This is a genomic window from Flavobacteriales bacterium (assembly GCA_016715895.1).
Taxonomy (GTDB): Bacteria; Bacteroidota; Bacteroidia; order Flavobacteriales_F; family PHOS-HE28; genus PHOS-HE28.
In genome coordinates this window covers 1952440-1972518 of the sequence record JADJXH010000003.1, presented here as the reverse complement: position 1 = coordinate 1972518, position 20079 = coordinate 1952440, and the positions used below count along the sequence as shown (strand labels likewise).

The following is a 20079-nucleotide window of genomic DNA, read 5'->3' as shown; positions in this document are numbered from 1 at the left end:
CTGTCGAAGCCTACTTCTTCGTTCCGCGACGCGACTTGGCCACCGCCTTTTTGTTCGTGCGCCCCGCTCCGCTCTTCGGTCGGGTGCTGCCGCCATACACATGGCGTTCACGTTCGATCTGCGACCCGGGCTGCTCATGCATGCGCGCCGTCATGCCCGTCTGGCCGGGATGCTGTTCACCGGGCATGCGCGCATGGGCGGTCTTGGGCTTCGGCTTGCCCACAAGGCCCAGGCGGGGCTTCGTGGCTTTTGCGACAGGCTTCACGGCTTTCGCCGCGGCCTTGGCGGTCGTCTTCCGGACAGGGGCCTTGGCGGTCTTCTTGGTGGCCATTGGGGTGTGGGTGTTCGCGAGTTTCATGGATAGTTAGGCACGAGGGGCGCCGCTTGAATTGACGGCGGTCATCCGCACCCTGCAACCGGGTCATGCATGAGGGCCGGTCCGCCAACCGCCCGTCACGCGGCCAACTTCAGCGCACAACAGACCTCGCAGCACCCTGGTCCCGTTCCACCTTGGGGCCATGTGGCGCAACTACCTCCTCATCGCCTGGCGCACCCTGAAGCGCGACAAGCTGTTCGCCGCGCTCAACATCCTCGGCCTCGCCATCGGCGTGGTCGCCTGCTTCCTCATCTACATCTACGTGCAGGATGAACTGAGCTACGATGCGCACCATCGGAAGGCCGACCGCATCTTCCGCATCCAGGCCCATTATCACTTCGGCGATACGAAGGACGATTTCGGCATCACGCCCTTTCCGATCATGGACGTGCTGCTGCAGGAGTATCCGGAGATCGAGGCCGGGGTGTCGCTCTTCCAACTGGGGCAGACCACGCTCGAGTTCAACGGCCAGCGCTTCACCGCCGAGCACGGCTACAACGCCGACACCAGCACCTTCCGCACCTTCGACTTCACCTTCACGCACGGCGGTCCCGATGCGCTGGATGAGCCGGACCACATCGTGATCATGCAGGAGATGGCCACGCGCATGTTCGGTGCGGAGGATCCCATCGGCAAGCTGGTCACGCGCAATGGCCGCACGCTGAAGGTGGCGGGCGTGATCGATGAGAAGGCCGGGAACACCCACATCCCCATGGGGGTCTTCATGAGCAGGCTGGGCCTTCCGCCGCAGGCGAAGGAGCAGCTTTCGCAGAGCTGGGGCAACAACAGCTGCTTCAACTACCTGGTGCTGGCGCCGGGCACCAGCGCGGGCGATTTCCAGGGGAAGATCGATGCGTTCGTGGCCAAGCACATCCTGCCGCGCTGGGAGGGCTGGGGCTTCAAGGGTGAGATCCGCTTCAACCTGGAGCCGCTGCGCGAGGTGCACTTCAACAACGAGCTGATCTATGACACGCCGAAGAAGGGCAACAAGGCCTACGTCACGCTCTTCGCGATCGTGGCGGTGCTCATCCTGGCCATCGCCTGCATCAACTACATCAACATGAGCACCGCCGATGCCACGCGCCGCGCCAAGGAGGTGGCCCTGCGCAAGGTGAGCGGCGCGCAACGCGGACAGCTCATCGCGCAGTTCATCGGCGCCAGCGTCCTGATCGCGGTCATCGGCATCGTCGTCGCCCTGGGTCTGCTGTGGCTCTGTCTGCCGGCGTTCAACTCCATCACCGGGAAGGAGATCGGCATGGGCCACCTGCTGCGCGGCAGCTTCTTCGCGGTCGTGCTGCTCATCGTGCTGCTCATCGGTGTCGTGGCGGGCAGCTATCCCGCCTTCTTCCTCTCGCGCTTCGCACCGCAGCTGCTGCTCAAGGAAGGCATCGCGAGCGGAGCCGGGAAGCAGCGCGTGCGCAAGGTGCTGATGGGTGCGCAATTCGCCATCGCGCTCTTCATGGTCGTGGGCACGCTCGCGGTCTTCGCGCAGCTGCACTGGCTGCGCAGCACCGACATGGGCTTCCGCAAGGAGAACCTGCTCACCATCACCATGCCCCAGCCGCCGGGGCCCGATACGCTGGCGTGGGATGCCCTGCGCCCGGTGAAGCAGGAGCTCACGCGCGAGAGCTTCGTCACCGGCGCCGCCTTCACCCAAAGCCTCCCCGGGAACAGCGGTGGCCGCTGGGTGCTGCGGGTGGTGACGCCGGATGGCAAGATCGACAAGCCCATGCCCACCATGAACGTGGACCCCGACTTCCCGGAGGTGCTGGGCCTTCAGCTGGTGGCCGGTCGCATGTTCGATCCCGCCATCGCGAGCGACAACGACCGTGCGGTGGTGGTGAACGAGAGCGCCGTGCGCAGCTTCGGATGGAAGGACCCGCTCGCGGAGAAGGTCTACGTGCCCGGGGACAGCAGCGAGCAGGAGCTTTCCGTGATCGGTGTGGTGAAGGATTTCCACTATGCCAGCCTGCATACGCCCATCGAGCCGATCTGTCTTTTCCAGAGCGATCGCCGCTACGGTGTGGCCAACCTGGTGCTGCGTCTTGCTCCCGGTGATCCATCCGCACAGCTTGAAGCCCTGCAGGCGCGCTGGAAGGCACTGCGGCCCAACGACACCTGGGAGGCGAGCTTCCTCACCGACAGCATCGCGCAGCTGTACCAGGCCGAGGACAAGCTCTACCGCGTCTTCGCCGCATTCGCCGTGCTCACCATCCTGCTCACCATCATGGGACTCTATGGGCTGGCCTATTTCACCGCGAGGCAGCGCACCCGCGAGATCGGTATCCGCAGGGTGCTGGGAGCGCCGCTGATCGATATCGTGGGCAGGCTGAACAAGGAGTTCGTGGTGCTGCTGGGCCTGGCGCTCCTCGTGGCCTTCCCGCTGGCCTTCTACGCCATCGGCCGCTGGCTGGAGACCTTCGCCTACCACACGGACATCTCACCGATGCTGTACGCAGCGGCCTTGCTCATCACCTTGGTGGTGACCGTGGTGACGGTGACGGTGCATGCGTACAGGGCGGCCGTGGCCGACCCGGTGAAGGCGCTGCGATACGAGTGAACCAACGCCATGCGCGCCGTACAGCCCATCGCCCTGGTGCTCCTCCCGCTCCTCGCCGGCCCGGTCCGCGCGCAGTTCGAAGGCGACGACCGGCGCTACCGGTGCATCGCGCTGGAGGATCTTCCGGCCGAACTCGCCGCCTCGCCGAACGCCCTGTTGCTCGATGTCCGATCGGCCGGTGAGTTCAATGACACGGCCGCATGGGCCGGGTTGAACATCGGTCGGTTGAAGGGCGCCATCCACATCGGCTACAAGGAGCTGCCACAACGACTTGCCGGGCTCAGCGCGGATCGGGACCGTCCCATCATCGTGTACTGTTCCCACAGCCAACGCAGCCGCCGTGCGAGCAATGCGCTTGCGGACAGCGGCTTCACCCATGTCATCAACCTCAACGCCGGGCTGAGCCGCTACTGGCTCGAACGGGACAGGCTGCGACAGGTTTCGGACCTGATCGAGCGCTCGCAGCGCTATGGCATCATCAACGCCGTCGATCTGTGCGCGCTGCTGTCCGCGGGCCCGGTCAGCCTTGTGGACGTGCGTCCCGACACCCTGCTCGACCTCGAGCACCGGCCCGAGCGCGTGTGGGCGATGGGCGGCATCGACGGTGCGCTCCACATCCAGCGAGCGGATCTGCCCGGCCGCATGAAGGAGCTCCCGCACGACCGCCCCATCGTGCTCTTCGATGAAGGCGGAACCGATGCGCCCCGCGCAGCGAACCTCTTGTTGGACAATGGGTTCACGGACGTTCATGTGCTCCTCGACGGGCTGTCGGGGTTGATGGAGCTGCCGCTGGACCGCTTCCCCTGCCGTGCGCGGACCTGGACCGCCACCGCGCCGTATACCGTGCTTCCACCTGCCGAACTGGATACGGCGGCCATCAGCGCGGGACGCTGGACCGTGATCGACGTGCGCCGCCGCGAGCAGTATGATGAACAAGGTCCCAACGGCCCACGTGCCATGAACCGGTTCCGAGGCGCGGTCCACATCCCGGCAGAGGAGCTGATGGCTCGCATCGACGAGCTTCCGGCCGACCGGAGCCGACCGGTCCTGCTCATCGGTGACATGACCGGCGGACCGGTGCTCGACGCGGCCCGATCGCTCACCGATCGGGGGTTCGCACATGTCCACACGCTGTCCGGCGGCATCTGGGGGTTGCGGTGGGCGGTCCACAACCTGCCGGGATATGGAACTTGGCGTTCCTGGCTCATGGGCCCGTGATCGTGCCCCGGCCGACGGTACCCACGGCAGAATGAACCGTACGCCCACGAGCGGGATGATCGGTGCTTCGCCCGACGCACTTTCGTGCATGCGCCTGCAACACCTGCCCGTACTGCTCGCTTCACTGTTGCTGTGCAGCGTGGCACGACCCCAAGGCTTCTGGCTCCAGCCGAGCTCCACGTGGCATGAGACCTATGCCTACTTCGACGGGACCTACCTGCACCATGCTGAGTTCGACATTGTGCTGGACGGCGACACCACCATCGCGAACCAGACCTATCACCAGTTGCGTCGGTACGGCACCGACACGACATGGGCGATCGGCGGGACCGTGCCGGTGGCCATCGATCCGCTGGACGACTATCTGGGCGCCTTGAGGGAGGACACGGTGTCGGACCGATGGTGGGTGGTCTTCGAAGGCTTCCAGAACGAAGAGCTGTTGTTCGAGTTCACGCTCGCATCAGGGCAGGTGATCAGTGGCACGTATGGCGATTGCGCCGAGGGCTACACCGTGGATGCGATCGACTCTGTGCCGATCGGAAGCTCATGGCGGCATCGCTATCATGCCGGCCCGTGGAGCGGATACATCATCGAAGGCATCGGGATGCACAGCGGCCTGTTCGGTCGTCTATGCCTCGGGTTCGAGGAGTTCGGCTGTCTGCGGAGCTACGCTGTAGGAGGCGATACGCTCGTTGTGGACGGCTGTCAGGAGCTCACACTGGCCCTGCCTGAACCGGCGCGATCCCCGGTCCCGTCGCCATTTCCCAATCCGGCTACGGACCGATGCCAGCTGGGGGAAGCGTTCACGGGGGAGAGGATCCTCATCCTGGATGCCACGGGCCGCGTGGTCGCGCATGAACGCTTGGAGGCCGGAGGTTCCGTGGATGTCCATGCGCTGCGACCGGGACTGTACGTGCTGCGTGGGCCCGACTGGCAGGTGCGCGTGATCCGTCCGTGATCGGTCCCGACCGCACACCAGCAGGTCTGTCGCCCCGGCGGACCGCGCACCCGGTGTCCCGCGGCTGTTCCGGGTGGCCACCACCGCAGGGCGAGGGCACCATGAACCGTTCATCACCGAGGCAACGCCAGCGCACGAAAGCCAACGCGGGTATGGGTGGTCAGGAGCACCTTGCTGTCCCTCGTTGCCGCCATCATGCTCAAGAACCTCCTCCTCACCGGCTTCCGCAACCTCTGGAAGCAGAAGCTCTACACCCTCATCAACCTGCTCGGCCTGGCCACGGGCATCGCGTGCTTCGTGCTCATCGGGTTGTATGTGCGGTACCAGCGCAGCTTCGACCGGTTCGTGCCTGACCACGAGCGCGTGCACCGCGTGGTGGGCGAGATCGAGATGGAAGGTCAGGGCGAGCACAGCAGCAGCATGGTCTTCGGCCTCGGGCCCACGCTCTACCATGATCACCCCGAGCTGATCGAACGCTATTGCCGCTGGTTCGATTTCCAGGACCCGCAGCACACCTTGAAGGTGGGTGACAGCCTGAGCACCGACCGCATGTTCACCGAGAGCGGCCTCTACCTGGTGGACAGCACCGTGTTCGACATGTTCAACTACCCGTTGCTCGTCGGCGATCCGAGGACCGCGCTCAGCAAACCCGGCAGCATCGTGCTCTCGCAGGAGCTGGCGAAGAAGTACTTCGGCGATGAGGACCCCATGGGCCGGATGATGAAATGGGACAATGCCATGGACGTGCAGGTGACCGGCATCCTGGGTGAGACCCCTCGCAATTCCCACATCAGGTTCACGGGACTGGTCTCGTTCTACACCATCACGCAGTTCTGGCGCAACATCGAGAAGAACAACTGGGTGTGGAACCCCTGCTGGACCTATGTGCGGCTGAAGGAGGGTGTCACGAAAGCCGAGGTGGACCGCGTGTTCCCGGACTTCATCCAGAAGTACTACCCTGACTTCCTCAAGAACCAGATAGGGCACGAGCTTCAGCCGCTCGCCGACATCCACCTCACCAGCAAGCTTGACTTCGAGATGCGGCAGAACGGCGACCGGGGCAGCGTGAACATCCTCTGGGTGATCGGCTTCTTCATCCTCGTGCTGGCGGGCGTCAACTTCATGAACCTTGCCACGGCGCGAAGTGCGTACCGCGCGCGGGAGGTGGGCGTGCGCAAGGCGGCGGGCGCAACGCGCGGTCAGCTGATCGCCCAATTCCTGCTGGAGAGCGTGCTGATGAGCCTGCTCGCGGCATCGATCGCCCTGTTGCTGATCAAGCTGCTGATGCCCGCGTTCAACTCCCTGGCGGGCGAGAGCATCCCGCTGCCTTCGCTGCTGGTTCCCGGCGTGCTCGGCATCGCGGTCGTGCTCGGGCTGCTCAGCGGCATCTATCCGGCCTTCTTCCTCAGCAACTTCCGACCGGCGGTGGTGCTGAAGGGCAACAGCGGTGGCACCTCTCGCGGACAGGCCCTGCGCAAAGCGCTGGTGGTGGTGCAGTTCGCCATTGCGCTCGTGCTCATCATCGGCACCGTGTTCGTGAAGCGCCAGCACGACCATCTACGCAGCGTGGACCTCGGTTTCCAGAAGGAGCAGGTGGTGCTGATCCCGGTGCGCGCGCCCATGTACGATGTCTACACGGCCGTGTTCCCCGAACTGAAGAAGATCAGCGGCGTGAAGGCCGTGAGCTGGGCCAACGACATCCTGGGCAAGAAGCACAACACGCATGAGTTCAACTGGGGCACCATGGAGCGGGGCAAATGGACCTACCTGCCCGCGCTCTACGTGAACCCCGAGTTCCGGGAGGCGATGGACATCGAGCTGCTCGGCGGCCGTTGGTTCAGCCGGGAGTTCCCCGGCGATGATTCGCTCAGTGTGGTGATCAACGAGACCTTCGCGAGGCAGTTGCATCCGGAGGACCCCACCAAGGCCATCGGCGAGCGCATGGACACGCCGCATGGCGAGGAACGCGTGATCGGCGTGGCGAAGGACTTCGCCTTCGATCCGCTCTTCAAGGCCGTACAGCCCTTCGTGTTCGACATGACCAGGGACATCGGGCAATGGCTGCGCTACATCTACATCCGCACCGAGGCCGGCGACCCCACGCCCGTGATCGAGGCCGCGCGCAGGGAGTGGAACGCCCGCACGACGCAGTTCCCCTTCGAGTACCAGTTCCTCGATGACCAGCTGGACATGCAGTACGAAGCGCAGGGCCGCCTGGCGTCGCTGGTCGGCATCTTCTCGCTGCTCGCGGTGTTCATCGCCTGTCTCGGCCTCTTCGCGCTCGCCAGCTGGACGGCCGAGAAGCGCACACGGGAGATCGGCATCCGCAAGGTGATGGGCGCCGATACGCTGCGCATCACCTGGGTGGTCACCCGCGATTTCCTCCTGCTGGTGCTCGTAGGCGCGCTGGTGGCCGTACCGCTCGCGTGGTTCGGCGTGGGCCGCTGGCTGGAGAACTTCGCCTTCCGCACGCACATCGAGCCGCTGGTCTTCGTGGGCGCGGGACTGGTCGTGCTGCTCATCGCCACGTTCACGGTGAGCTTCCGGGCCATCCGGGCCGCGCAGACCGATCCGGTGCGGGCGCTACGTCACGAATAAGCTCTGCCGCATGCACCGCCGCCACTTCCTCGCCACCACCGCATTGGGCCTGCCGTTCCTCAGCAACGCCTCGTTGCTGGCCCAGGACACCATGAACCCCGCCAAGCCTTCGCAGCTCGCACCCGAACTGGTAAAGGAGTTCGTGCGCGTGGGCCACAACAACCTGGCGGAAGTGCAGCGCATGCTGAAGGAGCAGCCCGGCCTGCTGAACGCGACCTGGGATGTGGGCGGTGGCGACTTTGAGACAGCACTTGAGGGCGCTGGCCATGTCGGCGATCGGGAGATCGCGGAGTACCTGATCGGTCAGGGCGCCCGGGCGAACATCTTCGTGCTCACCATGCTGGGCCGCACCGTGGAAGTGAAGACACTGCTGGCGGCCTTTCCGAACCTGCTGCGCTCGAAAGGGCCGCATGGGCTCACATTGCTGCATCACGCGACACGTGGCGGCGAGCCGGCGAAGGAGTTGCTGGAGCATATCCAGGGGCTTGGGCTCACGGAGATGAAGTTCGCCTTGCCATAAGCGCTACTTCTTCCGCACCGCCTTCACTCGCGGTATGTAGAACTTGCTCTCGATCCCCACGTCCTTCATCAGCGCGATGCCGTACTGCCGCAGCGTTTCGATCACCGGGATCGCCTGCTCGCCCCGCTTGGTGAGGGCGTATTCCGTGCGCGGTGGCACCTCGGCGTACACCTTCCGCGAGACCATGCCGTGCTTCTCCAGTTCGCGCAACGTGGCCGCCAGCTGCCGGTCGCTGATGTGCGGCATGTTCTTCTTCAGCTCGCTGTAGCGCTGCTTCTCCTTCTTCAGCCGGTACAGCACCGGCGCCTTCCACGTGCCCCCGATGAAGGCCATGGCGAACTCGAAGGGGTTGTAGTACACGTGGCCGTCGTGGGTGAAGTCGGGCATGATCGAATGGGTTGCGTGTTGTGAGGTTGCGTTGGCGGGTTGGGCCGCCGGACGGGCTGTCCGCTGTAGCTGCTTCGCCTCAGCGGGTGTCGCTGCGGCTGCGGGGGCTTCCTCCGGTCGCCTCCTCGCTGCGCGCGCCACCAGCGCCTCGGCATCAGCAGGCTGCCGCTCGCATCCCTGGCGGGGCAAAGATCGTCGCGAACCCCTGTCCAGCACAATACTTACCAAAACGTGAGTACCTCACGGATTCGCGCTACCTGCGGAAAGTGCCTGTATGGGCTGAAGGTTTGCAGCCGCAACAAGGGCACTCCCTCACCGACCGAATATCCAACCGCAACAGGCGGGGTGCCTCATCGGACGAAACACAAACCATCAACAGGCAGGGTGTCTGTTGGACAAAACCCATCCCCATGAGCGCAGCACTCAACCTCATCGACCCCGCGAAGCCCAGGCGCATCGCCCTCATTGCCGCCAACGCATCCACCAGCAAGCAGACCGGCTGGCCCATCGGCTTCTGGTGGGCCGAGCTCACGCATCCCTACTGGGAGTTCGTGGAGAAGGGCTATCAGGTGGACATCTTCAGCCCGGATGGCGGCGACCTGGAGGCCGACGGTTTCAGCGACCCCGAGCACGAGAGCGGCTACAGCGCGGCCGACATCCTGAGCCTCGGCTTCAAGAAGAGCCCGAAGCACGCCGAACTCGTCAAGAACACCAAGCCCATCAGCGTGATCAAGGTGACCGACTATGACGCCGTGTTCCTCAGCGGTGGCCAAAGCCCCATGTACACCTTCATTGATAACACCGAGCTGCACCAGCTGGTGGTCGATTTCCACGAAGCGAAGAAGGTCGTGGCCATCGTGTGCCACGCCACCTGCATCCTGCTGAAGGCGAAGACCGCCGATGGCAAGCTGCTGGTGGACGGCAGGACCTGGACCGGCTTCGCCGATGCCGAGGAGCAGTTCGCCGACAACTTCGTGGGCCAGCGCATCCAGCCCTTCTGGATCGAGACCGAGGCGCGGAAGCTGCCCAATACCAACTTCATCACCGGCGGCATGTTCAAGGCCTTCGCCGTGCGGGATGGTCGGTTGATCACCGGCCAGCAGCAGTTCAGCGGCTCGGCCACGGCCCGAATGGTGATCGAGGCGCTTGGCGCTTAAAGCATCACCGCGGTCAGGCACCCGTAGCGTCGACCCACCGGGTCGACCTACCGGGTGCACTGGCCCGATGATCCCAACATCCGAATGAACCTGTTCCCATGATCATCAAACGCCGCTTCGATCCGTTGAAGGTGCTGTCCTACGTGCAGGGCGAACTGCTGCTGGCGCTCATCGCGGCGGCGGCGTCCTACGTGTTGCACCGCTGGGAGCCGCTGGTGGCCCTGCCCTTCAGCATCGCCGCCACACTGGGCGGAGCGCTGGCCATCTTCATCGGCTTCCGCAACAACAGCGCCTACGGCCGGTGGTGGGAGGCGCGCACGTTGTGGGGCGGCATCATCAACAGCACTCGGGTGCTGGCGCGGCTCATCATCACCTTCACGGACAGCCACGCGCACCAGCCCAACTTCGATCGCGCCCGCAGCGAGGCCTTCAAACGGGAGATGGTGCACAAGGTGATCGCCTGGGCCCACGCGCTGCGCATCCACCTGCGCGGCGAACGGGACTGGTCGTCCGTGACGGCGCTGATGCCGGCGGAGGAGCGGTCCGCGGTGGACGCGGCGGCCAATAAGCCGAACGTGGTGATGCAGCTGATCGGACAGCGGATCTACCGGGCCATGGCCGATGGCACCTTGGGCGGCTTCGACAGCTTCCAGATGGAAGGGCAACTGCTCGCGCTGGCCAACTACCAGGGCGGCTGCGAACGCATCAAGAACACGCCCCTGCTGCGCCAGTACCACTTCTTCACGCGGCTCTTCCTGCAGGTCTTCATCGTGCTGTTGCCTTTCTGCCTGGTGGCCGATCTGGAGCGCATGGGCATCGGCTGGGTGGTGGTCCCCGTGGCGCTCGTCATCAGCTTCGTGTTCGCCATCATCGGCAAGGTGGGCGAGGTGAACGAGGACCCCTTCGAGGGCCGGATCACCGATGTGCCGCTCAATGCCCTGTGCAACACCATCGAGCGCGACCTACGCGAGCTGTTGGGCGAGTCGGAGCTGCCCGCCAAGCTCCAGCCCGTGGACGGCTACCTCGATTGATCCATGCGCGTGCTCTGCGTCATCGGCTTTCTTGCGCTCTCCATCATGGGCCGCGCCCAGCTCAGCGAAGTGGACACGCTGCGCTGGCAGTACCGCGTGAGCGCCACCGGCAGTTGGCTGCGCGGCAACATCGAGCAGTTCATGCTGCTGGGCACCGCCGAGATCGCCCATGTGAAGGAGCGCTGGGGCTTCAAGAGCGCGATCACCTATCAGTACGGCACCTTCTTCTACCGGCAGACCCTGGGCGAGGGCATCTGGCGGAACTTCGTGTACGCGAACCCGCGGGCCCGGCTCTATCCCTACCTCATGCTGTGGTACCAGCAGAGCTATCAGCGTGGCATCGACCACCGCACGCAGGTGGGACCCGGGCTCACCTATGTGCTGCTCCGGAAGAACGCCCAGCTGCTCAAGCTCTCCGCCACCGCCACCTACGAGACCAGCACCTTCCGCAGCGCGACGTACAGGGAACGTCCGGACCTCACCGATCCATTGATCGGGACCTATCGACTGACCGGCAGGATCTACGGAGAACATCGCATCATGAAGGGCCTGATGCGCCTGCAATGCGAAGCGTGGGTGCAGCCCTCGCTCACGGATGCGGACAACCTGCGTGCCCACGTGGAAGCGGCCTTGAGCATCCCGCTGAAGAAGGGCTTCGCCCTGCGCCAGGCCGTGAACTGGAGCTACGAGAGCGTGGTGCAGCAGCGCAACATGTACGAGGACCTGTTGTGGACCTTTGGGGTGAGCTTCGAAGGCCGGTCGAAGGCCCACTGACAGCGAACAACCGACCACGAACTACAGCACCCATGACCATCACCATCATCGGCGCCGGCAACATCGGCGGCACGCTCGCGGAGAAATGGAAGTCCGCAGGACACGACATCCTGATCGGCGCCCGCGATCCCAACGACGAGGAGACCCTGAAGTGGGCCCAAGGCATCGGCGCCCGTGTGATGCCCATCGCGGACGCGGTGAAGGCCGGTGATGCCGTGCTGATCGCCACGCCCGGCAAGGTGGTGGCCGATCTGGCCGCGTCGCTGGGCGACGCGCTCAATGGCAAGCTCGTAATGGACGCCACCAACATGGCGGGTCCCCTGGGCACGGCGCCCGGCTTCGAGGCCCTGCGCGCGATCGGTGCCGATGCCGTGAAGGTCTTCAACTGCACGGGATGGGAGAACCTCGCCGATGTGCGCTACGGCGATCAAGTGGCGGACATGTTCATGGCCGGCGGCAGCGAGGCGGCCAAGGGAACGGTGCGCGACCTGGTGAAGGCCGTGGGCTTTGAGGAGTGCCATGACCTCGGCGGTGACGACAAGGTGCCCATCCTGGAGGGCTTCGCGCTGGTATGGATCGACCTGGCCATCTTCCAGAAGATGGGAAGGGGGATCGCCTTCAAGCTCATGCGGCGCTGAGAAGCTACATTCGGCGGCCGACCTAACACACATCCCATGCCCATCAACCGAAAAGCCACCGCCACCTGGAGCGGCACCGGCAAGGAAGGCTCAGGCCATGTCACCACGACGAGCGGCGCGCTCAGCAGCACCCCGCACTCGTTCCTCACCCGCTTCGTGAGCGAGGACGGTCGCGCCGGCACCAACCCCGAGGAGCTCGTCGCCGCCGCACATGCCAGCTGCTTCACCATGAAGCTGAGCTTCGTGCTCAACGCGGCCGGCTTCACCGCCGACCGGCTCGATTGCACCGCCACCGTGACCATGGACAAGGTGGGCGACGGCATGGGCGTGGTGGGCATCCACCTCGACCTCACCGCCAGCGTACCCGGCATCGATGCGGAGCGTTTCCAGGCCTGCGCCGAGGATGCCAAGGCCAACTGCCCCATCAGCCAGCTGTTGCGCAGCGTGCCCATCACCCTGAGCGCATCGCTTGCCTGAACGGTCGGATCCGCACCACAAGCGGGATCGCTGGTGCAAGGAACGCCAGCCCATGATCCGCGGCCGGGTCTTCGGTGTGCGTACCGGCCAGCTCAAGGACCTTGGCCTGAACAGGAGCAGTAGTTCATGACCATCCGCATGGGGTACGACCTGAAGCCGAAGAGCTGATCGGCAGGCCTATTCGGCCTTGATCCCTTCGCGTTCCAGCTCCTCTACGATGCTCGCTGCATTCGCGTTGTTCGGGTCCATCTGCGCCGCACGCTTGTAATGGATCAGCGCCTCGCGCTTGTCGCCGAGCATCAGGCAGGCCTCGGCGTAGCTGTCGTACACGTTGGAGCTCTTCGGGTAGAGCTTCATGTTGATGAAGAAGAGGTCGCGCGCCTGTTGGGCTTTCCCCGAGTTCATCAGCTCGTATCCGGTCGCGTTCAACCGCTGTTCGTTCACGGCTTCGTCGTTGGGGTCCGCGGCCAGGAGCACGGTGTAGGCCTTCAGGGCCGCATCGCGATCGCCACGTTGCACATGCTCGAACGGTACGAGCTCATCGTCCTGCATGCGGGGCATGGCCACGATCAGCTCATCGGGGTCGCCTTGGCTTACGCGGAGCGTCATGCGGCCCGCGCTGTCGGGCATGAAGCGTAGCCTGCGCTCATCCGTGCGGCTGACGAACACCCCTTCCCCGATGTGCACCAGCTCGGTCGCGGGTTCGCGCAGCGGCTCGCGATACAGATCGCCGTCACGCACAGCGATGGTGACCCTGTTATCGCTGCCGTCCTTGTACCGCCCGGTGAGCGTCCGCATCGCTGCGGCGTCCATCGGCACTTGCTTTCGTGATGGAACGATGCCCGGCCAGTCGTATGCGCGCATCACGGAGCGGACCACTTCGTACATGAAGGCCGGTCGGTTGGCGTTGATGAGGATGACCACGCCCTTGCCGCTGGAGGCATGGCCGATGATCTCGCCGCAGAAGCCCTCGTTCCAGCCGCCGTGCTCGAAGTAGCGCTCGCCGCGTTTGTTGATGAGCGAGAATCCCACGCCGCCGTGCGGTTCCACGAAGGGCTCCACCATCTGCTCGGCAGTAGCGCGTGTGAGCACCTTGCCGCTGTCCGTCGCCAGGGTTCTCTGCATATCGATGACGAACCGCGCGAGGTCCGTCGCGGTGGTCCACAGGCCATCGGGCGAGATCTCGGGATACACGTGCCACTTGCCCACTGCCATGGAGCCGTTGGGCACGTAGCCGCTGGCGGCGTTGTGCACCATGGTCGAAGGAATGGGTTGTTCGTAGGTGCTTCGCGTCATGCCCAGCGGCTTCAGCACCAGCTCGTGCATGTGCTGTGGGATGGTGCCGCCTTTCGCATCCAGGATCAGCTGCGAGGCCACGCAATAGCCGCCGCCTGAATACCTCCATGCCCTTCCAGGTACCTGATCCACGACCACAGGGGGCGAGTTGGCGGGAGCTTCGCCATTGAGGATGTTGACAAGCGTGGGCAAGGGAGCGCCCTGCCGATAGCCTTGGAAGCCATGCACGGTGGTGCCTGCCACGTGACCCAGCAGGCGCTTCAAGGTCACCTTCTCCGTGGCGGTGAATTCGTTCTCCGGTACTTTCCACGAGCTGAGCTGGGTGTTCACATCGGCATCAAGCTGCAGCACGCCTTGTTCCACCAGCTTCAACGCGGCCATGGCGAACACGGGCTTGCTGATGGAGGCGGCCTGGAACAAGGTGCTGTCCGTGACCGGCAGCTTCGTGGCGGTGTCCATCACCCCGTAGCTCTTCGCCCAGGCGATCTTGAAGCTGTCGATCACCGCGATGCTGACGCCGTGCACACCGTAGTGCTTCATGCGTTCCTCGATGGTCCACAGGCTGTCGCCCTCGATGAACACGGGGTTGCACAGCCCGGTCTCCACGTGGCGCCGAAGGAACCCGGCGGGGTCGTCCGTGCGGTGTGGCGCCTGGCAGGCCGGTAGTGCGGTGAGCGCAAGGAACAGGATGATGGGTCGCATACCGGGATGGTTTGGCCGGTAAAGGTCGTCCGGATCGATGGCCTGGGGATCCGGAAAGTGCGCGTTGGGTCCTCGGAGCGGGCACGATCGCCCGAACATCCCTTGCGGTCCGGATCAGCGGAACAGCTCGATCACCTCGCCCTGACGTGGGATGATGAAGCGGCACCCATCGCACGGGGTGGGCAGCTCCAGGCTGTCCACCATGTCGGCCTCGTGGTGCATCACCACCACGGCCCGCGCATCGATGCGTTTGCCTTGAGCGTGCACGGTGCGCAGCAGCCAGGGCGTGACGAAGGCCACCGCCAGGTCGCGGGAGGCCAGCAGGTGCGCGGGGTCCTCGGTATCGCCTGCGATGTAGAGACGGCGACCCCGGATGCTGACGATGTACGACGCATGGGGCATCTCCGCATGTGCTGTGGCTTGCGGGTAGACGTAGATGCCCCGGGCTTCGAGTGCGGACAGGGCTTCGGCCTGCTCGCCTTCGGAAAGGAAGGGCGCGATCAGGTCCAGGCGTGTCGTGGCGAAGCGGCTGCTGTCGAAGTGGTCGAGGTGCCCGTGCGTGATCAGGGCCGTGCCCCGGACGCCGGCGATGTCGGCGGGCATCTCGTACGTGTCATAGCCCGAGTAGCCGGGCTGGTACGGGAAGTCGGTGAAGAGCGTCCAGTCCTCGAGCCCGATCCGGAAGGCGCAGTTGCCGATGAAGGTGGCGTTCACACGCTGTGCGCAGGTGTGCAGCGGCACCAGGGCCAGCAGGAGGAGGGCGGCGGGGAGATGTGCGTGGCGCATGTGCGGTCCGCAGGCTTCAGATGCACGCGAAACTACTCCAGCACCACGGGCTGGTCCTTGGGGTGCTTCACCGTGTACACGAAGCTCAATTTGCGCGTGGCCTTGGGCTCCAGGCTGAGGCGCCAGCTGAGCCGGCCGGTCTGTTCGTTCACCGAGGCACCACCGGCGTCCTCGAGCTTCACCTCCACTTCGCTCCGCGGGCTCAGCGGATACTGGTCGCGAAGTTCAAGGTCCACAGCAGTGGATTTGGTGTTGCGTACCGTGATATCCCACCCCCGCGTCACCGTGCGACGGCCACCGATCACCGCTTTGTCATCGGTGCCCTTGCGGCGCACCCGTTCCACCACGACGCCCTTGTCGCGGCCCAGGCTGATGGCCAAGGTGTCCTGCGGCCGGCTCAGGTCCAGATGGCTCTGGCCCACGAAGGTGCCCTCGAAGAACACGTTCGCCTGGCCCGGCAGCAGGTTCAGGTCCTCCCATCCGGTGGTGCGGGCATAGAGGAAGGCGTCGGGGTCCAGCTTCGGCGTGCAATAGTGCTGGTAGGTGGCCGGGATGCTGTGCGTGCGCACGCCGACGGTGTGCGCCTGCCCGTCGCTGGGCACGCTGAACGGTGCGTCGATGGTGAACTCCACGGTGGTGGTGCGGTACACCACGGTGTTGTTGACCGTCGCGATCGCGTCCATGTCCTCCCGCTGCATCGTCACATCGCCCATGGCGGCCGGTGGGGCTTCGCGGTAGGCCTCGCTCCTGGTCCGTGCGCCGCGGATGGCGATCGTCTCCAAAATCACCGGCTGGTCCAGCACCCAGGCCTGCAGCTCGGGCATCACCCCGCCCTGCGTGGGGTTGCCGCTGCTCAGGCCCAGGTCCACCTTCGTCCAGTCCTCGCCGGTGTTGTTCACCACCTGGGCCTTCATCAGCAGTTCGATCGGCTGCCCCACCGCCCTGGCCCGCAGATCGTACGCCGGCGTCCAACCTGCGCTGCGCACGAAGTAGCCCAGGGTGAAGCTGGCGGCCACTTCCGCAGGGCTGTCGAGCTCCACCACCACCTCGCTGGTGGGGCGCGGCGCCTGGGCCTGCAGGGTGCCCAACTGCTGCCGCAGTTTCTCGGCCTCCTCGTGGATGGCCTTCTTCTTCTCCTCCTGCGCCAGCCAGCCGGCCTTCATGGCCTTCATCCGCTCGCGTACGTAGTCGTTCACCGCCTGCAGTTGCGCGGCGGTCAGCCCGTTCTGCTGCCCGCCCACCGCGCTGTTCTTCAGCAACAGCTGCTCCTCGTTCACCCACACCTGCTGCAGCCCGTTCTCGACGGCCCAGTCGTGCTCGAGCTTCGTGATCCGCTCCTTGAGCTCCTCGATCTCCTTCTTTTTCGGGCTTTCCGTCAGGTAGTTGATCCGATGGTTGACGCTGAGGATCGTGTAGCCGCCCTTTCCGGTCACCTGGATGCTCATGGGATCCAGCTCCTGGCTGAGACCGCTGAACACCAGCGTGGTGCGACCGACCGGCACGGTGACCGATGCGGACCGGCTCACCTGTGCGCCGCTCAGGAACACCTTGGCGGCGCTGATGCGACTGGTGACGGGGCGTTCGCCCTCCGCGGCCCGGAGCAGGGTGGACACGGTGAGCAGGGAGAGAAGGAGGGTGCGCATGAGTGTGGAGCGGTGCAAAGGAAGGCACCGTGCACCCGCTCCGTACACGCGGCGTGCCGATCGGTTCAACGCGCGAAGGGCCGCCCCGTGCGGAGCGGCCCTTCCCATGATTTCCCGGCGGTTCCGCCGGTCGGCTCTTCGCCTTATGGCTTCACGAACCGGGTGGTCCATGCTCCGTGCTCGCCGGTGATCCGGAGCATGTAGCTCCCGCTTGCCAGCGTGCTGATGTCCCAGCTGCGGTGTGCCGTGGCGCTCACGCTCCAGGTGCTCAGGTCGGCCACGACGGATCCAGAGAGGTCGAGCACCTGCAGGCTCAGGGTGCGGGCCTCGTTGGTCGTCAGCCGCAGCCCGAGCTGATCGGTCACCGGGTTCGGGAAGAGCAGGAGATCGGTGATCCCCGGCAGTTCTTCGACGTCCGTGATGAAGGAGAATTCCGTGGTCAAGGGGACCGACCACGTTCCGTTCGCGCCGCTGAAGCGGATCGTGAAGGTGTGGGTCCCGGTCGTGGTCATGATGGGAAGCCCGGCGATGAGATCGACCACGGCCGCAGGTCCGATGGAACTGGTCGTGGCGTTGGCGATGTCGTCGTCGATCCAGTATTGATAGCCGTCCACCGCACCGGTCCCTTTGACGGACCAGGTCGTGTGCGGAACGGTCCACTCGCCATCAGCATCGCGGAACTGGATCGTCACGGTGTTGAAGTCGTTCGGCAACGTTCCCGGATCCACCAAGGTGTTCAAGTGAACCACCGTGTTCGGGACGATGCTGCCCGTCATGCTGGTCGACACATCATCATTCGTCCAGTACCGGTAGCCCGTGATCGGCGATCCGCTACGGGTGAAGAGGTGGGTCTGAGGCACCGACCAGTTCCCATCCGTGTCGCGTATCTGCACACTGACCCGGTGATGTCCTGGACCCAGGCCCGACGTTGGCCAGCCATCCACGAGCACAAGCTCAGGGGTGTTGCTCACCGCCGTCGTCACGGCAGCGGCCACATCGTCATCGTACCAGTAGCGGTAGCCATCGATCTGTTGCGCCTGAACATAGCACATGACCGCCAGGGCAGGCAGGAGCACAATGGAGCGCATGTCCTAGTTGGGTTGAGCCGCTACGCGGATGTTGACGGGTAGATCGCCGTTCGGATCCGTGGCCGGAGCGATGCTCGCGCTGCGGAAGTGCGGATTGTATGGCACACCACCGGGCTTGTAGGGTGAGGAGCTGCCGTAGATGCCGATGTCGGTGCCGTCCGTGGCCATCCCGATGCCACCGCTCCCGGGCGCCAGGTGCAGATCATCCGTGAACTGAAAGGCATTGTCCGTCTCATTCACGAAAAGACTCGAAGGCGACACGTTCAACTGGCAATTGATGACCACCTCCCCGGTCGAATTGCCCGTGTAGGAGCCACCGCTGAAGAGGCAACTGGTGAAGGTGACATTGTTGCTTTGGTAGACCGGCGCACTCGACATGGTGCAGATGCTGTTCTCGATCACGGCGCCCTCCGAGTTGCGGCAGATCTCTTCGTTAAGGAACACACAATGACTGATGAACAGGTTGCCCACTTGTCCGATCGTTCCCGTACCAGCAGCGTTCCCGAAGATGCACCGGGTGAACGTCGCCGTCGTGGTGTTGGCCGGACCTCCAATGCCTCCATTGAAGTTGTTGTGAATGAGGCACTCGTCGAAGGTGGTGCTGGAGGTCGAGAACTGGTCCTGCGTGAAGTTGAATGCGCACATCAGACGGCAGCGCTGGAAGAGGATGCCGGTAGGGTTATCGTCGGTGCCGCTTGTGCCGTACTGGATCCCCGTTGAGGCGTTCAGCACGATACCGGTGAAGGTGCTCCCACTGGCGCCTGTGGTCAGGATGATGTTCCCTGTCGTGGTGGCGATCTCCGTGGTGCTGGTCACGTCGGTGCTGTCCGGATGGATCCCGGCGCCGATGAAGTGCAGGGGTATGTCGATCGTCAGCGCCGTCGAAGAGATGAATGCGCCACCACTGAAGTAGAGCCGGTCGTTGGCTTGGGCCGAGGCGAGCGCGCTGTTGATGTCGCTGAAGACCTGGGGTGCGCCCGTACCCTGCACAACGACGCGTTGCAATTGGGCATGGACGGACCCGGCGAGGAGGCCGGTCAGAAGAAGGAGCGTGTTCCGATGTTCCATGATGGTGAACGGTTGTAGTTGTTGTTTGATGTGAAAGGGAGTCTGTGAGCTTCCGGTGCGCGGTCACTCCTTGACAAAGGGGATCGCAGCCACCCCGTCATCGCCGGTGAAGCGCAGGAGATAGTTCCCTGGGGCAAGGGTGGACAGGTCCCAGTTCCGCGTGGCCGTGCTGCTCACGCTCCAGGTGCTCAGGTCCGCCACTACCGCACCCCGTAGGTCGACCACCTGCAGGTCCAGGGTCCGTGCTTCCTCTGTCGAAAGGCGGAGGCTGAGCTGCTGGGTGATCGGGTTGGGGAAGAGCAGGAGGTCGGTGACGCCCGGAAGCTCCGGAACCTCGAGGACCACGGAGAACTCGGTGGTCAAGGGTACGCTCCAGCTGCCCTGTGCGGAGCTGAACTGGATGGTGAACAGGTGGTTCCCGCTCGGAAGCCCGATGGGGAGATCGGCGATCAGGTCCACCACCTGCCCCGGACCCAGCGAACCTGTCGTGGCGTTGGCGATGGCGTCGTCGATCCAGTACGCGTATCCGTCCGCCAGGCCGGTGTTGCGCAGGACGGGCAGTGTGTGCGGGACGCTCCATCGACCATCGCTGTCCTTGAACTGGTAGGTCACCGTGTTGAAGTCCTTGGGCAGATTGGGGAGCATCCAGCTGGCGCTCAGGTTCAGGTCGGCATCGGGCCCCACGGCCGCGGTGGCCAGGGTGGCCGGGTCGTCGTTCACCCAGTAGCGGAGCTCGTTGATGGTCTGCGCTCCAGCGAATACGGTGGAGAGCAGCGCAGGAAGAAGAAGGAGCCGCTTCATG

The 20079-nt window shown here is 64.6% G+C and carries 18 protein-coding genes; 10 read left to right on the top strand and 8 right to left on the bottom strand.

What is annotated here, in order from left to right; all coding sequences use genetic code 11:
* Positions 1-10: 10 nt before the first annotated feature.
* Complete coding sequence (locus IPM49_08560) at positions 11-358, bottom strand: hypothetical protein (protein MBK9274577.1); 348 nt, start codon at positions 356-358, stop codon at positions 11-13.
* Between the two features lie 160 nt (positions 359-518).
* Here IPM49_08560 and IPM49_08555 point away from each other — a divergent pair, with 160 nt between their 5' ends.
* From IPM49_08555 to IPM49_08535, 5 genes are all read left to right on the top strand, one after another.
* Positions 519-2936 (top strand): ABC transporter permease, encoded by a 2418-nt coding sequence (locus tag IPM49_08555; GenBank protein MBK9274576.1) that lies wholly within the window; start codon positions 519-521, stop codon positions 2934-2936.
* Positions 2937-2945: 9 nt separating this feature from the next.
* Positions 2946-4154 carry a rhodanese-like domain-containing protein gene (locus IPM49_08550; protein ID MBK9274575.1) on the top strand — a complete coding sequence of 403 codons (1209 nt, stop codon included), beginning with the start codon at positions 2946-2948 and terminating at the stop codon, positions 4152-4154.
* A gap of 88 nt (positions 4155-4242) precedes the next feature.
* On the top strand, positions 4243-5112 hold the full coding sequence (locus tag IPM49_08545; protein ID MBK9274574.1) for a T9SS type A sorting domain-containing protein: 870 nt from the start codon (positions 4243-4245) through the stop codon (positions 5110-5112).
* A 195-nt stretch (positions 5113-5307) separates the two neighbouring features.
* The gene (locus IPM49_08540; protein MBK9274573.1) at positions 5308-7710 is read left to right on the top strand and encodes an ABC transporter permease; all 2403 of its coding nucleotides are present in this window, start codon (positions 5308-5310) and stop codon (positions 7708-7710) included.
* Positions 7711-7801: 91 nt separating this feature from the next.
* Positions 7802-8230 carry an ankyrin repeat domain-containing protein gene (locus IPM49_08535; GenBank protein MBK9274572.1) on the top strand — a complete coding sequence of 143 codons (429 nt, stop codon included), beginning with the start codon at positions 7802-7804 and terminating at the stop codon, positions 8228-8230.
* 3 nt (positions 8231-8233) lie between these two features.
* Here IPM49_08535 and IPM49_08530 read toward each other — a convergent pair whose 3' ends face one another.
* Entirely contained in the window at positions 8234-8617 is a 384-nt protein-coding gene (locus tag IPM49_08530; protein ID MBK9274571.1) for a helix-turn-helix transcriptional regulator, read from the bottom strand.
* A gap of 410 nt (positions 8618-9027) precedes the next feature.
* Here IPM49_08530 and IPM49_08525 point away from each other — a divergent pair, with 410 nt between their 5' ends.
* The 5 genes from IPM49_08525 (at position 9028) to IPM49_08505 (ending at position 12694) form a co-directional block, all read left to right on the top strand.
* Entirely contained in the window at positions 9028-9774 is a 747-nt protein-coding gene (locus IPM49_08525; GenBank protein MBK9274570.1) for a type 1 glutamine amidotransferase domain-containing protein, read from the top strand.
* Positions 9775-9872: 98 nt separating this feature from the next.
* A complete protein-coding gene (locus IPM49_08520) occupies positions 9873-10805 on the top strand; it encodes a hydrogenase (GenBank protein ID MBK9274569.1) in 933 nt (310 codons plus the stop codon).
* A 3-nt stretch (positions 10806-10808) separates the two neighbouring features.
* On the top strand, positions 10809-11579 hold the full coding sequence (locus IPM49_08515; GenBank protein MBK9274568.1) for a DUF481 domain-containing protein: 771 nt from the start codon (positions 10809-10811) through the stop codon (positions 11577-11579).
* Between the two features lie 32 nt (positions 11580-11611).
* The gene (locus tag IPM49_08510; GenBank protein MBK9274567.1) at positions 11612-12217 is read left to right on the top strand and encodes an NAD(P)-binding domain-containing protein; all 606 of its coding nucleotides are present in this window, start codon (positions 11612-11614) and stop codon (positions 12215-12217) included.
* A 36-nt stretch (positions 12218-12253) separates the two neighbouring features.
* The gene (locus tag IPM49_08505; GenBank protein MBK9274566.1) at positions 12254-12694 is read left to right on the top strand and encodes an OsmC family protein; all 441 of its coding nucleotides are present in this window, start codon (positions 12254-12256) and stop codon (positions 12692-12694) included.
* Positions 12695-12871: 177 nt separating this feature from the next.
* On the opposite strand, the gene IPM49_08500 is transcribed toward IPM49_08505, so the two are convergent.
* The 6 genes from IPM49_08500 to IPM49_08475 all read right to left on the bottom strand — a co-directional run bounded on the left by IPM49_08500 (position 12872) and on the right by IPM49_08475 (position 20078).
* On the bottom strand, positions 12872-14692 hold the full coding sequence (locus IPM49_08500; GenBank protein MBK9274565.1) for a class A beta-lactamase-related serine hydrolase: 1821 nt from the start codon (positions 14690-14692) through the stop codon (positions 12872-12874).
* Positions 14693-14806: 114 nt separating this feature from the next.
* A complete protein-coding gene (locus IPM49_08495; protein ID MBK9274564.1) occupies positions 14807-15478 on the bottom strand; it encodes an MBL fold metallo-hydrolase in 672 nt (223 codons plus the stop codon).
* 32 nt (positions 15479-15510) lie between these two features.
* A complete protein-coding gene (locus IPM49_08490) occupies positions 15511-17121 on the bottom strand; it encodes a DUF4139 domain-containing protein (protein ID MBK9274563.1) in 1611 nt (536 codons plus the stop codon).
* Between the two features lie 143 nt (positions 17122-17264).
* Positions 17265-18209: a T9SS type A sorting domain-containing protein gene (locus IPM49_08485; GenBank protein MBK9274562.1), complete on the bottom strand. Its 945-nt coding sequence runs from the start codon at positions 18207-18209 to the stop codon at positions 17265-17267.
* Between the two features lie 3 nt (positions 18210-18212).
* Positions 18213-19277, bottom strand: coding sequence for a hypothetical protein (locus IPM49_08480; protein ID MBK9274561.1), 1065 nt, complete (start codon positions 19275-19277; stop codon positions 18213-18215).
* Positions 19278-19340: 63 nt separating this feature from the next.
* Positions 19341-20078, bottom strand: coding sequence for a T9SS type A sorting domain-containing protein (locus IPM49_08475; protein MBK9274560.1), 738 nt, complete (start codon positions 20076-20078; stop codon positions 19341-19343).
* Between the last annotated feature and the right edge of the window lies 1 nt (position 20079).